Annotated in this window: 9 protein-coding genes; 2 read left to right on the top strand and 7 right to left on the bottom strand. The window is 45.1% G+C overall.

Annotated elements, in window-relative coordinates; translation table 11 throughout:
* Positions 1-44: 44 nt before the first annotated feature.
* A complete protein-coding gene (locus QUA38_RS11955; protein WP_333162003.1) occupies positions 45-245 on the bottom strand; it encodes a hypothetical protein in 201 nt (66 codons plus the stop codon).
* Between the two features lie 5 nt (positions 246-250).
* The gene (locus QUA38_RS11950) at positions 251-3,352 is read right to left on the bottom strand and encodes a serine/threonine-protein kinase PknK (RefSeq protein ID WP_333162001.1); all 3,102 of its coding nucleotides are present in this window, start codon (positions 3,350-3,352) and stop codon (positions 251-253) included.
* Positions 3,353-4,058: 706 nt separating this feature from the next.
* Between QUA38_RS11950 and surE the strand changes: the two genes are divergently transcribed.
* The gene (surE, locus tag QUA38_RS11945; RefSeq protein WP_333162005.1) at positions 4,059-4,736 is read left to right on the top strand and encodes a 5'/3'-nucleotidase SurE; all 678 of its coding nucleotides are present in this window, start codon (positions 4,059-4,061) and stop codon (positions 4,734-4,736) included.
* A gap of 1,133 nt (positions 4,737-5,869) precedes the next feature.
* On the top strand, positions 5,870-6,742 hold the full coding sequence (locus QUA38_RS11940; RefSeq protein ID WP_333161999.1) for a pentapeptide repeat-containing protein: 873 nt from the start codon (positions 5,870-5,872) through the stop codon (positions 6,740-6,742).
* Between the two features lie 146 nt (positions 6,743-6,888).
* Here QUA38_RS11940 and QUA38_RS11935 read toward each other — a convergent pair whose 3' ends face one another.
* The 5 genes from QUA38_RS11935 to QUA38_RS11915 form a co-directional block, all read right to left on the bottom strand.
* A complete protein-coding gene (locus tag QUA38_RS11935; RefSeq protein ID WP_333161997.1) occupies positions 6,889-8,103 on the bottom strand; it encodes an FAD-dependent oxidoreductase in 1,215 nt (404 codons plus the stop codon).
* Between the two features lie 228 nt (positions 8,104-8,331).
* A complete protein-coding gene (locus QUA38_RS11930) occupies positions 8,332-9,864 on the bottom strand; it encodes an NAD(P)/FAD-dependent oxidoreductase (protein ID WP_333161995.1) in 1,533 nt (510 codons plus the stop codon).
* A 303-nt stretch (positions 9,865-10,167) separates the two neighbouring features.
* Positions 10,168-10,653 carry a CRR6 family NdhI maturation factor gene (locus QUA38_RS11925; RefSeq protein ID WP_333161993.1) on the bottom strand — a complete coding sequence of 162 codons (486 nt, stop codon included), beginning with the start codon at positions 10,651-10,653 and terminating at the stop codon, positions 10,168-10,170.
* Between the two features lie 219 nt (positions 10,654-10,872).
* Positions 10,873-12,801: a DUF3685 domain-containing protein gene (locus QUA38_RS11920; protein WP_333161991.1), complete on the bottom strand. Its 1,929-nt coding sequence runs from the start codon at positions 12,799-12,801 to the stop codon at positions 10,873-10,875.
* A gap of 47 nt (positions 12,802-12,848) precedes the next feature.
* Positions 12,849-15,065: a hypothetical protein gene (locus tag QUA38_RS11915; RefSeq protein WP_333161989.1), complete on the bottom strand. Its 2,217-nt coding sequence runs from the start codon at positions 15,063-15,065 to the stop codon at positions 12,849-12,851.
* Positions 15,066-15,096: the final 31 nt, after the last annotated feature.

Here is a 15,096-nt window from a genome sequence, read left to right as displayed (position 1 = left end):
TTAATAAATCCTCAGCATTTAAGAAATTGGTTTGCTAACTGTTGCTATTGTACCTCATAACAGCGGAAAACGCTGTAAGAGATAGCTTTTTCCTCATTTAATATGCTGCCCATCAAGATCAGTTTATTATCGGTCATCCCCCTTAAATTTTCTACTAATTGACCGAGAATTTTGAGTAAATATAACTGGTGTTCTTGGGACAATCTTTCTGCCAAGTCAATATATAGTTTTTGCTGTTTTTGCACGTAGTCTAGATGCTCTGCATTGAAAAATAAATGCGAGAATAGTAATCAGCACCATGACAAGTATATTCTATATCTCCAAATTCTAAGCCGCTATTAATTGCTTGACGAAGGGGTTCTATCGTTTCCCTAGTATGCTTTTTGAGGTGGACAATACCGATGGAAACATTAACTAAAACTTTAGAACGAAACTCTCTAGCATCTAACTTATCTAATAGCTGCAAAGCCAGTTGCCCCAGTTGATAGGATAAATTTATATCTGAGAATAGCCAAGATACGAATATACCGTAAACAGAATAGGCGTAAGTAGATTGCGGCGAATTCCCGTACTGACGAGAAAGTTCCACCATAGTATATATAATAGGTAGCGATAGCGGGCTTTCTGCAAAGCAAGCAGGTGGGAATATAAGAACTAAAAGCTGCATAGCCGCCTGCTTGTAGGGCTCGCTCATTTCAGGCAGGTTTGCTAACTCCTCAATATTGAGTTCTTGCGGGGGTGATTCATATAGGGTCACTCCTAGCATCTTTAGAACTTGCAGTCCGGCATCTAAGCCATCATTATTTTGATTTTTAGCGAGGTAAATTCTAATTTTCAGTTCGTATAAGTTGACTTGTTCGAGGATTGTTTTGGCTTTTTGAAACACGCGATCGCACAAAAATTCCGCTCGTTCTAAGTTGGCATTGAGATATTCGGCTTCCGCCGCTTCCCGATAAAAATTAAATGTCAGATCGTATCTACTTTCCCAGCTATCTTGGCTCAGGATTGCTATACCTACATTCAAATAATTAACAGCGGCTTCATATGCAGTAGCTGCCTTCGCTTTCTGTCCAGCAATCAGGTTTAATTCAGCCAACTCATCTTTTTCTGACTGATTAGTTAGCAAGTCTGTGCCAAAATTCAGTTGGTTAACCAGAGCAAAAATATTATCTTTTCGCTCTTGCTCTGTTGTATTATTCAGCAGTAGCTGACCAATTTTCAGGTGAGTGGCTTTTTTGTCTAACTCTGGAATCAAAGAATAGGCTGCTTGTTGCACGCGATCGTGCAAAAATTTGTATTCAACTTTGATATTCCGTACAGATGCCAACTCTTCCTGGGCAAAGACTAGAGGAATTTTGTAATTTTCAGACAGCGGCAGAATCAAACCAGCTTGCAACGCTTCCCACAAATGAGCAGCCGTCGCTAAGTTTGATTCTTGATTGACAATTGATAAAACTTCTAAGTTAAATTGGTTGCCGATACAAGCCGCTAATTTTAATGATTTCTGGGTTGTTTCTGGGAGTTTGCAAATATTGCGAGCAACCAGTTCAACGATATTGAAATCTGCGATGCCAATCGCCTGTATTTCTTGAATATCCCACTCCCAGCGGTCGGTATCTACTTGATAAACCAGCAGATTTTCCGAGTACAGGGTTTTGAGTAGCTGCGTTAAGAAAAATGGATTTCCTTGGGTTTTATTAAAAAGTAATTCAGAAAAAACTTCTATTTTGTCTGAATTTATGCTGGCATCGAGAGTGTCGGAGATTAATTGGTTGACGCTATCCAAGGCCAGCGCCTGAATGGTGATATTATTCACCACCGTTTCAGTTTCTTGAATTTTTTCTATTGTCTGAATTAAAGGATGAACGGGACTGACTTCGTTATCTCGATAAGCTCCAATCGTTAACAAATATTTGTTGTCTGGGTCAGTGACTAAAAGTTGGATTAACTTTAAAGATGCCGAATCTGCCCACTGTAAATCGTCTAGGAATATCACTAGCGGGTGTTCGGGTTGACAAAAAACGCGAATAAATTGTTGAAATACCCGATTAAATCTGTTTTGGGATTCCGATGAACCCAGTTGAGTAACTTCAGGCTGTTTACCGATAATTAGTTCTACTTCGGGGATAACATCAATAATAACTTGACCGTTATTACCTAGCGCTTTTAATAAATTTTCTTTCCAAATAGCAATATGTTCGGAACTTTCAGTTAATAGCTGACGAACTAATTCTTGAAATGCTTGGATTAACGCCGCATAGGGAATATTGCGCTTAAACTGGTCAAATTTACCCGCAATAAAATATCCCCTTGCTGCTACAATTGGTTTATGAACTTCATTGACGATTGAAGTTTTACCAATCCCGGAATAACCGGAAACTAACATCATCTCGGTGGCACCGAGGCTGACTCGTCCAAAGGCATCTAGAAGAATTTGGACTTCGGTTTCTCTACCATAAAGCTTCTGGGGAATGAGTAATTGGTTGCCGCGATCGCGTTGACCGATGGGAAAACTTTCAATCTTTCCAGTTGTCTGCAATTGCTGCAAACAAGTTTCCAGGTCAAATTTTAATCCCGCCGCACTTTGATATCGGTCTTCCGCATTTTTTGCTAACAGTTTCATCACAATATCTGAAACCGCTTGAGGAATTTCTGCTACCTCTTTAGGTGGGACTGGTTGTTTGGCAATATGACAGTAAACCAACTCCATCGGATCGGTGGTAGTAAATGGCAACTGGTTGGTCAGTATTTCATAGAAAGTCACTCCTAAAGAATACAAATCGGTGCGGTAGTCAATTGCTCGATTCATCCTCCCCGTTTGTTCGGGTGACATATAAGCGAGAGTCCCTTCTAGCAAGTTGGGATTGCTAATGCTTTGGTTTTTCAATTCTAAGCGCGATGAAATACTAAAGTCAGTCAGTTTTACTTTTCCGGTCGCTGGATTGATAATGATATTTGAGGGCTTAATGTCTTTGTGAATTATCGGTACTTGATGGAGATAGATCAAAGTTTCGGATAGATCGAGCGCTACCTTCAGCAACTCAGTTATTGACAGGTTATTGGCTGCCATAAAATGATAAAGGGATAGACCCCCAAAATCTTCTAATATTAGCGCTAAACTATTCTGATAATTTTCTAAGTTGTAAGTTTTGACAATTCCTTCACACTCTAAATTTTGAGTAATTATAAATTCTTGCCTTAAATTGGTGATTTGTTCAAGGCTAGGATATTGATTTTTTATTATTTTAACGATAACAAGCTGTCGATCGCGATTTCTTATCCCTCGATAAACAACGGTTCTGACTCCTTCGTAAATATTTTCTATAATTTCGTATCCTGAAAGAACGATCATTTTTTTTACCTTACCCTTTTCATTAACTATTCTAAATCGATGTCATCCAGTTCATCCTGACTTGCGGTCATAATCGACTGTGGAAAGGCACAGCCTGCTTTAGTATTGCTTTGAGTGGATTCGTTCATGTGGCTCTCCTGAGTTAAAATGTAATAATGGTAACAGTGTAGATAAGTATTTGATTTACGAATGGGAAATGAGGACTGTAACTTAGATACTATCTTTGATAAAGATTTCATATCTATTATCCCATCCCCTGCGTCAAAGCCCAATAGGAATCGACATTAAATTATTATCGGCTCTCTCGTACTTATGGTGATAACGCAAGCTAATAATTTAGCACGATCGAGAGTTTCAACGTTCAGTCTCAGATACTTAGTATCATCTGCTACTTTTAATGCCAAGCATCGGGGAGAGCCGAGGAAAAAATTATGTGATTAGATGTTTGCATCGACACTGATGTCATAAATGCTGCACTGGGGCAAGCGTAACAAGTCGCTTTAGCTGTCATATCAAGGTGCGACTCGGCTAAAATGTGGCGCGCCACATTTCTGGGGCAACTGTTCAATTAATGCCATGATATAAATGTGTGGCAATGCTCATACTGACGATCGCCACTAACCAACAACCAATTTGGGCTAAAGCTAGCAGAAGGTTGCCAGCATCTGCGCTCTCAAATCGGTTCTATAAAACCGACACATTCTTAATGACGATAATTTTAACCAACGACGACGGCATCGATGCTCCCGGCATTCAAGCACTTTTGCAAGCAGTAAGCGGCAAAACAATTATGGTGGCTCCGCAGGGGCAATTGTCGGGTTGCGGGCATCAAGTGACGGCTCACAGTCCGATTCATGTCGATCGGCGATCGGAATTTGAGTATGCTGTAGGGGGAACACCGGCCGATTGTGTCCGCATCGCTCTTCATCACGTTTGTGCGAAGCCGGATTTGGTGCTTTCGGGTATTAACGCGGGTGGCAATTTGGGGGTTGACGTGTATATTTCGGGTACGGTTGCGGCTGTGCGGGAAGCAGCCATGCACGGTATTCCGGGAATCGCAATTTCCCACCGGATTAAAAGGCCGCTCGAAATAGACTGGGATGTCGCTACTCGTTGGACATCGCGGGTGTTGGCGGATTTGCTGAACCGGGAACCAAAGTCTGGGTGTTTCTGGAATGTGAATTTGCCACATTTAGCGCCGGGAAGTGCGGAACCGGAAATTGTGTTTTGCCAGCCTTCGACGCAGCCGCTGCCAGTGGTGTACCGGATGGAGGGAGAATACTTTTATTATGCCGGAGAATATGGATCGCGCGATCGGGCGGCGGGGACTGACGTTGACGTGTGTTTTGAGGGTAATATTGCAGTTACTGAGATATCGCTGTGATAGATTTGATGGGATTGGGCGATCGAACTATATTTTTTTCAAGAAAGCCTAAATATACGGTTTTAAATTCGAGCGGCGACAGAATGTTTCATATTCATGACTAAAAACAGATTTCATTATACTTTGGGTTGAGGACTGCATATACCCTAGGTATAATAAACCTGTTTTTCGGATTATCCCACAATAGGATATTGTAATTTATTCAGAATTGATACTAATAAAACTTAAACAAAATTAATGGCAATTCCAAGAGAAGCAGCTATCTCTACTTGCGGCCGTCGGTGCTACCATAATTTTTTTTGTCATCCTTCGGCTTAGCAACACCATCAGGTTGTTTCTTTGGCTTTTTGACTTCTTTGTTGCTTTTTCTTTCTTTTGACATGGTCTTTCCTCAATTTTGACTTAGCATAACATAGATTCACACATTTGCCTAACTGCCAGTAGAGGCGGTGATACTCTACAGATAACACTCGCTGTTAGTTTTGTACAATCTGCAATATATTATCCGCTAAGTTTTGAACGAATACCCTCTACCGTTAGGCATATCGATAAATTCCTCATAAGTAAAATGTCTGAAATTACTTTTCACGCCGATAGACTCAAGGAAATATTGAAAAGCACGATCGTATAACTCCTGCGAGACAACCGAGAAAATTTCTCGCTGATTAAGCTGTTGTTTTACATCTAATTTTCCTGAAAAATGACAGGAGATCAAAATATGGAGATATGACCATGCCAGCCTTCGCGACACCTGAAGCAAACACAACTAACAAATTTGCAGTCTCCGTTTAAAAAAGCTGTTAGTCACAGTGGACAACAAGAATATTATTTTACTATCGATTAATAATTCGGACAGTGTTGGATGGCTTACCTATTGAGAATAACTGTTTCACAGATCTCAGTACGATCGCAACGCTTGCCAAAACACACTAGAGACCCACGATAAATCAAGGGTTTCAGACTATGATCTCAAAACGGTCGGGACTCTGGAAAAAGCACAAAGTATATGTATAAATATAAAGTTAATTGTCAGCTTTCTTGAAAGTGCGATCGCATCCGCTCGGTTAGAGCTAAAATACTTATAAAGAGTGTTTATTTCTAGATAAATTTCCGCTATTAGGAATGTGACCCGTATGGAAGTAACCGAGCTGCTCAAAGAGTACGAAAATGGAAACAGAGACTTTGCTGACGTAAACCTAAGCGGAGCAAACCTCAGCGGAGCTATGTTGGTAGGGGTAAACCTTTCGAGGGCTAACCTGTCGGGAGCTAACCTGAGTCGGGCGCATCTGACCAAAGCAGAACTAAACGACGCAAACCTTTACAGGGCAAATCTGAGTTTTGCGAAAATGGGCCAAGCCAGACTAGCGGATGCAGAGCTTACCAAAGCCAATCTCAGCGGAGCTTTCCTCGTCAAAGCAAAACTCCCCAGGGCAAAGTTGAGTGGCGCCCAACTCATCGGTAGCAACCTGCGGAGTGCCATCCTCTGGAACGCCAATTTATGTACAGCCGACCTGCAGTTCATCAATCTGCGGGGCGCTAACCTGACCGGAGCCAACCTCAACTGGGCTAACTGCGGAGGGGCAAAACTCAGCGGTGCAAAGCTGTTTGGCGCTCAACTAACAGGCATCTATCTCAGCAAAGCTTACATCAATGGCATCGACCTGAGCAGGACGGATCTCAATGGCGTCAACCTGAGCGAAGCCAAACTGAACGGGGTAAATTTGGAAGGCTCGAACTTGTTAGCCGCCAATCTCAGCGGGGCTCAGTTGCGGGGCGTCCAGTTGGTGGGAGCAGATTTAACCAGGGCAAATCTGGTGGGAGTTTGTTTGGTGCAGGCAAACCTCGATTGGGCTAGGCTGTGCTATGCAGACTTGAGTGAAGCCGACTTGAGCGGGGCAACATTCACGGGAACCAACTTTGAGGGTACTCAGTTAGCCGGATCAACAATGCCCCCATCTTTGAGCAATGATGTCTACTTAACTGCCGCACGTGGTGTCGCAGCTTAGGCAACGCCAAAAATTAATCTCACATCCGAGTGGACGACTCTCGCATTGGTTTAATTTTTGATGCAGACATCATTACTTTTGTGAGAGTGTTGCACCGGAAAGAAATTTACTGATATTTGCGAGAGTTTGTAGCATCACAATTGAACTCACCCGATTAATTTCGCGACTCGCAAAGCAGAGGTAATGGCTCCTTCGTGCAAACCATCCCCCAAATAAGCTCCCGCATGATAAGTGTTGTTCTCGCCATTAGTCTCGATAACTTCATCTCGATATCGAAAAGACTCGACAGTGTACAGCGGCGTGTGATGTTTCTGAATGTGAATAATCTGCTTTTTGGCGATCGACTCCTCCAGTTGAAAAGCTAAACTGTACTCTCGTGGCGAGGAGATGCCGCAAAGCTGATTCAAGCTCGCATTATAGCCCCACCCTTTGTCAGTCTCGAAAAAATCAAATTCTGATAACTTGCGGATACCGTAGCGATCGTACATTGATGTATCCGAATGCAGTACAGTGGTTGCATAATTGGGTTTCCACGCCGAAAACCGCTTCGTTTCCGCATCAGTCGGATCAGACAATAGCCTCATAACTTGATCTGGTGGCATCGCAAAAACCACCTTATCAAATTCCTGGATTTCCCCATCAGAAAGCACAATTTTGACAGCATCCGCACTTCTAAAAATATTGGCAATCTCCACATTTAGCCGTATATCGCCCTTAAATCGCTCCAAAATCTTTTCAATGTAAGAATACACCCCGCCTTTAATCCTCACCCAGTTGACCGAGGCATATTCGCGCAAAACAGGCATCGCTAATTCTGCCGGGAAATTGTCTAGCAATTCAAACGGTATCGAGTAGCTGTACATTGTCAGCAACTTCAGCCAATAATTGCGGACGCACGAGCTTTTCAAAGACTCAGAAAGCGACACGTCGTAGAAATCATGCTGTTTAGCAAACCGCATCTTTAAAATAAATCCCGCCGAACGAGCGTAGAGACTATCAAGCCGTAAATACTCGATCAGGCGTTGGATTCCGGTGAAATTCTTTTGGATAGATACCGCAGACAAAAAGTGGGTGCCATCTTTAAAAAACAGCGCTGAACCAATCTGCACGGGTTCTAATTCAACGCCGAGTTCCTGCATCAAACCAACGAAGTTGTAAAACACAGTGGGAAATTCCAGCACCCCATTTTCTAATATTTCGTTGCATTCCGATTGATTTGGGGCAACATTTTTATTTAGAGTCCGAATGTGTCCGCCTAAAATCGGCTGACTTTCCAAAACAGTGACGTGATGCCCCTGTTTATCGAGCCAGTAGGCTGCTGCCATACCGCTCGCTCCGCCCCCAACAATTGCAATTCTCATAGTTCACTCCTACTTGATAGAATGGAACATTAATCATCGAATGCTTAAGAGGTGTTGGAGAAACGATCCGATCCCCCCTAACCCCCCTTAATAAGGGGGGGGACAAGAACCTTTTTCTAGCTTTCTCTCGTTGCCAGGTTGGATGTGATGCCCTTTTTATTTTTTAGTCTGCGGAGGCAGACTTCGTTTCTGTAGTAGCGATTTCAATCGCCGAGTAACCAATTCCTCCTAGCCTAAAATCGCATCGCCGGATAAACGTTGATAAAGCAGCGCCCCTGTCCAAAATGTCGGTGCAAAGCCTGGATAGCCCGAGGAGGCGTTGCAGAAATAGAAATTGTTGAGGGATGTTTCATGATTTAGCCGATCGACTCCCATGTTGCGCGGCGTCAGGCTGGAACCGTAGGAATTACCGTTAGGACACCAACAGAAGCGCTCGTTAGTCGTCGGACTTCCGGTAATATGAAAGACCATGTGTTTGCGGAAATTTGGAACATAGTGTTTTTCAACCACATCTAAAATCGAGTCCAGAATCTCTTGTTTCTTCTGTCTGTAAGCTTTGCGATCGCTCTCCCAAAGCTGTTTAAAATAGCTGTAATTAGCAACAGTCAGAAATTCGACAATTTGACAATCTTCTGGACAATCCCGCCGCGCTTCCGTCAGTAAAGTTGGCGTTGTAATTGCAAAGCTCGGACGAGAAAAATCATTTTGCTCGTACATTTGAGCAAAAGCTTCATTTAGATCTAAGTGCTCAGAATGAAACGTATTCCACTTGCCAAATCCATAGTCTCGGAGATCGATATCTTTGACAACGCAGTACACCATGTAGTTAGATGCAGAATACTCATAGTTGAGTTTCCGCCGCACTTTTTTAGAGAACAGTTCCTCTCCAATCATCTTGGCCGCTCTTTTCGGGTCAAGGTTGCAAATCACCGTGTCGCCCGTGAATTCATGGGTTTGATGGGTGGTCAAATCCATCGCTTCAACTCCAGTTACTGTTCTGTTTGTCACCCTAAAATTAGTGACTTCATGGTTTAGCAGCACCTTCCCCCCGTTGGATTCAATGACTTTAACTAAAGAATTGATGACATCTTCAAAATGCTGCGTCGGGTAAAATGCACCTTCTTGATAGCCTCTAAACAAGGCAATCCAAGCATAGAAAGAAAGCTGATTTGGTGGCAGCAAAAAGTCCGGCCATTGCAGGGCTAATAGGGTTTGGGCGGCTTGCGGGAGTTGGAACTTGTCGAAAACGTCCTGAAGTGTACTGTTGAGGTGTTGGACGGCACAGAATACGTCACCGAAATTTTTGAGCAATTCAATTGGTTTGACGGGAGGAGCGAGTTTTCTGAGCCCTTCGCCGGTTTTCTCGACTTCGTTGACGAATTGGCGAATTCTCTCGCCCGCTTCGGGAAACAGCGCCGACAATCGCCGGATCAGTTCCTCTGGTTCCGAGGGAATATCCAGCGCATACCCCGGCATTCTCATGTGGTCGAAGCCATTCGGATCGTACCGTTCAAAGGTGACATCTCGATCGAGACCGAGTTTTTTGAGAACTCGATTGACTGTATGTCCTTCGCCGCAGTCCCAAACGTAGTGGAATTGGGCATTAAAGGTGTATTTGTTGGCCATCGTAAAGGTGTGACCAAAACCTCCGGGATGCTCGTGAGCTTCGAGGATGTGTACGGTTTTGCCGGAGTTTGCCATCAAAGCTCCGAAAACCAGTGCTGATAAACCACTGCCGACGATGAGGTAATCTGTTTTCATGGTAAATTTCCTCGATCGAGTGAATGGGGCGATCGTTGTCTATTTAAACTAACTATCAATTCTGAGAAAATTCTGAAGTCCAGCAAAAATTTTTTGATGCGTGCTGGTTTAAGGATTATCTTAAAGTCTGATTGCGGTTGCTGTTAAGCTTAATAAACTGTTGTGAATGGAACTTATAGCTCCGGAGGCGGACCCAAAAGCCCGCCCCACAAGGGAAGTAAACGGGTTTATACCTTCCTTGGTAACTCTTAAGGTATAGAGTAGCCTAGCTAATAAGGAGTATGTTAATTAGAGTGCGAGCGCTTATTTGTGCGGCACAATCACATCAAAAAAAGCATCTTCCAAATCATAACCAAACATCTGCGACATCGCCATCAACTTCGATTTACTGGGGATTCCCTGCTGGTTCAACCAATCAGTCAACACAAAAATTTTGTTCATCAAAAACATTTCCAAAGCTTCAGGATTGTACTGAATACCTTGGGTGCGGTGGAACTGGTGCGGCACCAACATCGCCGCATAGCGCGCCAATTCTCCCGCTTTCCAATCCAGCAAAAATGGCAGCCAAGGATAACAAGCATCCAAGCGAATAAACCACAGCCGCACTTCGGGAATTTCCGAAATTTCTCGCGGATCTAACTCTTCGCGCGGATACTCAATTTCAAATTGTAGCTGTTGTTCATTTTGGGCGATCGCTCCTTCGGCCAGCCACTTTTCAATCACACTCCGCACCGGAGACAAATCTAAACTGTTTATGCGATCGGCATCTATCGCTATCATAATACTCATAAAATTTCAACCTTATAGCATTAAGTTTTCTCTATAATACCACCAATCACCAATCACCAATCACCAATTATATCAAATCTCTTAAATCTCGTATACTATAAATGTTGCAGGCATTCGTAAAATATCTTGAAAGACATCTGCGTTACTACCCATTAATCTGTGGTTTCAATCTTCGAGCAAAGATTTATGTAATCGTTTCTATTGCTCGTTGCCGAACTCTCACCCATTTTTCCCAAACTTGCTATCTTGCAAAGAATTGCCAATCCCCTGGATAATTCCCCGCCCTATCAAACCAATTCCCCGCCCTATAACCTGAGTCAAAACATAAACAACGCCAGTACCCAAGAGCGAAATAACCGCGCGAACTCTAGGTGCGATCGCATCCCTGGTTTCCAGCAGCAAAGTCAAGGCTAACTGCCACCCAGAAAGCTGTGCTAACTCTAGATTTCTAGGAGCATAAATAGAAATTATCTTAATTCCAGAATCGCCCAAAACAAACAGCCAAAACCTGCTTTCAAAAATAGCTTTCGGTTCCACAAAATATCTATCCCAGCTATATCTCCACGACAAATCATTCCGAAATTTCTCAATTTCTCGCGTCGAAATCAACTTGCCATCGTAAAAAATTTGCTTGATTTCTTCAATATTAGCCAAATTATTTAGTAGAGGCTGTACCACTCCGCTAGCAACTTGAATTGCCAAATTTTCTAACAAAGCTTCAGCTCGCTGCATCGCTGCCGGGCTGCCAGCAACACAAGAAATATTGTCAACTGTTAGAGGAATTTCAAATAGCAAATGTGCAAAAAAATCAACTGTCATCGGTATTTTGTCAAGGATTTCTGCTGCAACTACATCAGCATCTGCCAGCAGCATCGGCACAACTTCTATGCCGCTGCCTGCCAAGAAATAAGCAGCACTTCCCTCTTGGCTTTCTTCGAGTTTGAAGCTTGCTTGACCGTCATCAAAAACCAGATTTTCTTTCGTTTGTAGTGTATAGTATCTGCCAAAAAAATCTATGATTGTCGCCTCCCACAAATTCCGTAAAATAGCAGGCATTTTTGGCAACAATTGAGTTTGCTGCACTTGCGAAAAACGCAATTCTTCCAGCAAATCCTTTAGTTTCCGCAGGATAGAACTCATCAATTCACGCTTTTTGGGCGATCGCAAAATATCGATTTCCAAAGGCAAACCAGTCAAATTCACTAAATCAAACTGTAATTTAGCTGCCACCGAGTCAAACAAGCTACCTTGCCAATTAGTTGCAACCACCAAAGATGCAGCCGAAACTTGGGAATTCGCTAATTGCGATTGAGAATTATTTAACAAATTTTCTACTCTAATTTTTTCTTTCTCCCCTCTGCCTTCCCCCCTCTGCCTTCTGCCTTCTTCCCTCTCCCCTTTTCCTTCAAATAATAACTGACTGACAATCCAACGAGCTGCCAGCAATTCTCGGCGGCGTCCGCTGAGTATAACCCCATCTAAAATAGAGGGCAAATCTGTCGGATCTGCGGCTCTGATATCTTGCAAATCAGCTTGGACAACTGCCAAAGTTGCATCTATTTCCCGTAGTCCAGAATGACAAAAATAAGCCAGCATTTTTTTGTGTACTGGCGTATTAATTGTCGAAGTATCTGCATTTTTATCTGCCATTGCTGCGGAGTTTTCTACTGTTTGAACCACCGCGGCATTTAGTTCTATTTCCGAGTTAGCGGCCGCATCCATCGCCCAATAAGTGCGACCAGATGCCACAGCGCGAATGGCTTCGATTGTCAGAGAAATATCTCTACCTTTAGGACAATAGCCATTCGCGCCCGTCGTCTGTAACTCCGCCAACAGCTCCGCTGTCAGCGGCCAGCCTAGCAGCAACAGGGGCAGATTGGGATACAAACTTTTGAGTTCGCGACAAAATGCCAGCGCCTCTATTTGACCGGATCGCAAATTTAGGATCTCAACAGCCAAAATTACCAAATCTGCGGGCTTCTTGGCTGCTCCAGAGCTGATGGAGCGAGCTTCTAGAACCCGCAAAGCCTCGGTTTCCGTTGAAACCTCTGCGACAACTTGCAAGTCTGGATACTGCTCGCAAGCGACTCGCAGCCCCAGCCGGAAAATGGGGTCGCCATCGATCGTCAGCACTTGGAAATTACTCACTTGATTTTAGATTGGAGATTTTAGAGCTCGATCGCGCGAAAACCCCATTATTCGGGGATCAAATTAGCATCAGGAGGCCCAGCCGATTCAGGAATCGAGGGTGGCGCGGGTTCCGGAGCCGGAGCCGGAGGAGCAGGTTCCGGAGCCGGAGCCGGAGCCTCTTCTCTCGCGGGCGGATAGTAAGGTTCCGGCTCTCTCGCAGGCGGATAGTAAGGTTCCGGTTCCGGTTCCCTTGCGGGCGGATTGTAAGGTTCCGGTTCCCTTGCGGGCGGATAGTAAGGTTCCGGTTCGGGAGCCGGGGCCTCTTGGCTCGCGGGGGGATAGTAAGGATCGGGAGCCGGAGCCTGCTCGGGAGGAGGCGCGTATTCCTCTTGTCGGGGAGCTGGCGCGTACTCCTTCTGTTGCGGAGCCGGCGCGTACTCCTGTTGCGGAGCCGGGGCGTAATCGCGAGCGGGTTCCGGCGGCGGTGCACTGTTGGCTCTGAGTTCAGCACTCCAGCGCCCGATCGCACCTGCCGCCTCTGAATACAGCGCCCTACCGTAACCGATTTGGGAAGCCGTATCGATCGCCGCTCCTAGACTGCCTTGAGATGCCAATTCCGCAGCTCGATCGAGAATCGGTCTGTCCTGAGCAACTTGCAGTTCGCTCACCCACTGATAGACATTATCCTGAGCTTTCGCATACAAAGTTCTACCGCTCTTAATTGCCGAAGCTTTTTCAATAGCAGCACTAAGTTTTCCTTGCTTTGCCAGGGCGATTGCTTCATCCAAAAAAGGCTGATCTTGAATAACTTCTATGCGTTTTGTCCACTGAGCCAAGAGAGTTTGCGCCTCTATCCTGCGGGGGCGGTTTTGAGCGATCAGCAGTAGCTGAGCCATGCCGCCCTTGAGTCCTTCAACCGTTTGCGGTTCTGCCAACTGCTTCGCCAGAGTCAGAAAAGATTGGTCTTCGATCCGCTGAATTTCCCGACGCCAAGCAGCCACCAAAGTTTGAGCGTGAACCCGCCGTGGCTGCTTAATTCCGATCGTTTGCGCTTGCTCTATCGCGAGTCCAAACGTTCCTATCTGACCGAAACTAGCGATCGTGCTCGCCACTTGCAGACGCAGCAAATCTTGAAACTGCACCTGCAAATTTTCAATTTGAACTTGAGCTTGCTTGTAAAGAGGGCGACCCGGAGCAATTTGGCTAGCAGCCCCCTGCCCTTCCAGCAAGCTAAAAATGTGTTGCGGCAGCGGAGTTGATATCGACTGGTTCCATGTCACTGCCTGAGCCCTACCCAACTGCATCAAATCTTGAGCTTCCGCAAACAGCGGCGAATCCTGCGGCACCACTGAAGCAGCCTCGATCGCCCCCGGCAGGTCTTTCGCCCCCAACCGCTTAGTAGCCATTGCCAGCAAAGTCCGACTCCAGCCCTCAATTTCCTTCTCAGCTTTAGCGCGGGCAAAAAGCTGCGAGTCTATTTTACGAGCCAGGACGATCGCCTCAGCGAACTTTTGCGGAGTTCCGTCCTTCGCCAAATCTCTAGCCTCTTGCAAGCGCTGCCAGCCGTTTCTTTCCAAAGAAATCTGCTGAATCAGCTCGTTGTAACGCTTCTGACTCCAGAAAATATTTTCCAGCTTAAATAGAGCTTGAGCATAATCCCAGGCTTTCCTTAAATCCTCACTTTTCAAAGCTGCTAGGGCTGTATCGTAGAGTTTTTGGCCCTCCTGCCAATTTTTTTCCCAAGCAGTAACCGCCTCCTGTACCTCTGGGTAAGACGGACTGGTTTTCGGAATTTTCGCCACAATCTCCAGAGCACCCTTCAAATCGCCCCTCTCTATTTTTGCCCTGGCAAATCCTAGAATGGCTTTGGACCATTCCCCTATCAAATGTTGACCCTGCGAGTATAGCGGATGTTCTTTCGGCCAAGCCTGCACCAGCGCCATTGCCGATTCTAGCTGTTCTAGCTTGCCCGACTTAGCAGCTTGCTGAGCGCAGTAAAGTCGCTCTCCGTCCGCCGCCAGCGGCGACAGTTGCTGGCAATTCGGCGGTGGCGGCATCGTCAGCAACCATAGAAATGCAGCGGCACCGGTTACTCCAAATCCCACCAGGAGACTCAGCCAGATAAGCTGCCACTGCCAAAAAGTTCTTTTTTCCTCGGTCGGCAGCGCCGTTACTGAGGAACTCGCATCACCTGTCGCCTCTGCACTGAACTGTGCCGTCGGTTTAGGGGATGGGTTGTATTGCGGTGGTGTGTGGAATTGGTCAGATTGTCGTCTCGCCATTACTTCAGCCTGTCCTGTAATGCGCACTAGA

Origin of the sequence: Microcoleus sp. Pol12B4, from assembly GCF_036701385.1 — a bacterium.
Lineage (GTDB): Bacteria > Cyanobacteriota > Cyanobacteriia > Cyanobacteriales > Microcoleaceae > Microcoleus.
This window is presented reverse-complemented; position numbering and strand designations above follow the sequence as displayed.

Bases quoted from the DNA above. Each gene is read 5' to 3' on its own strand.
- QUA38_RS11950 (WP_333162001.1), bottom strand. From the start codon at position 3,352: ATGATCGTTCTTTCAGGATACGAAATTATAGAAAATATTTACGAAGGA.
- surE (WP_333162005.1), top strand. From the start codon at position 4,059: ATGACGATAATTTTAACCAACGACGACGGCATCGATGCTCCCGGCATT.
- QUA38_RS11940 (WP_333161999.1), top strand. From the start codon at position 5,870: ATGGAAGTAACCGAGCTGCTCAAAGAGTACGAAAATGGAAACAGAGAC.
- QUA38_RS11935 (WP_333161997.1), bottom strand. From the start codon at position 8,103: ATGAGAATTGCAATTGTTGGGGGCGGAGCGAGCGGTATGGCAGCAGCC.
- QUA38_RS11930 (WP_333161995.1), bottom strand. From the start codon at position 9,864: ATGAAAACAGATTACCTCATCGTCGGCAGTGGTTTATCAGCACTGGTT.
- QUA38_RS11925 (WP_333161993.1), bottom strand. From the start codon at position 10,653: ATGAGTATTATGATAGCGATAGATGCCGATCGCATAAACAGTTTAGAT.
- QUA38_RS11915 (WP_333161989.1), bottom strand. From the start codon at position 15,065: ATGGCGAGACGACAATCTGACCAATTCCACACACCACCGCAATACAAC.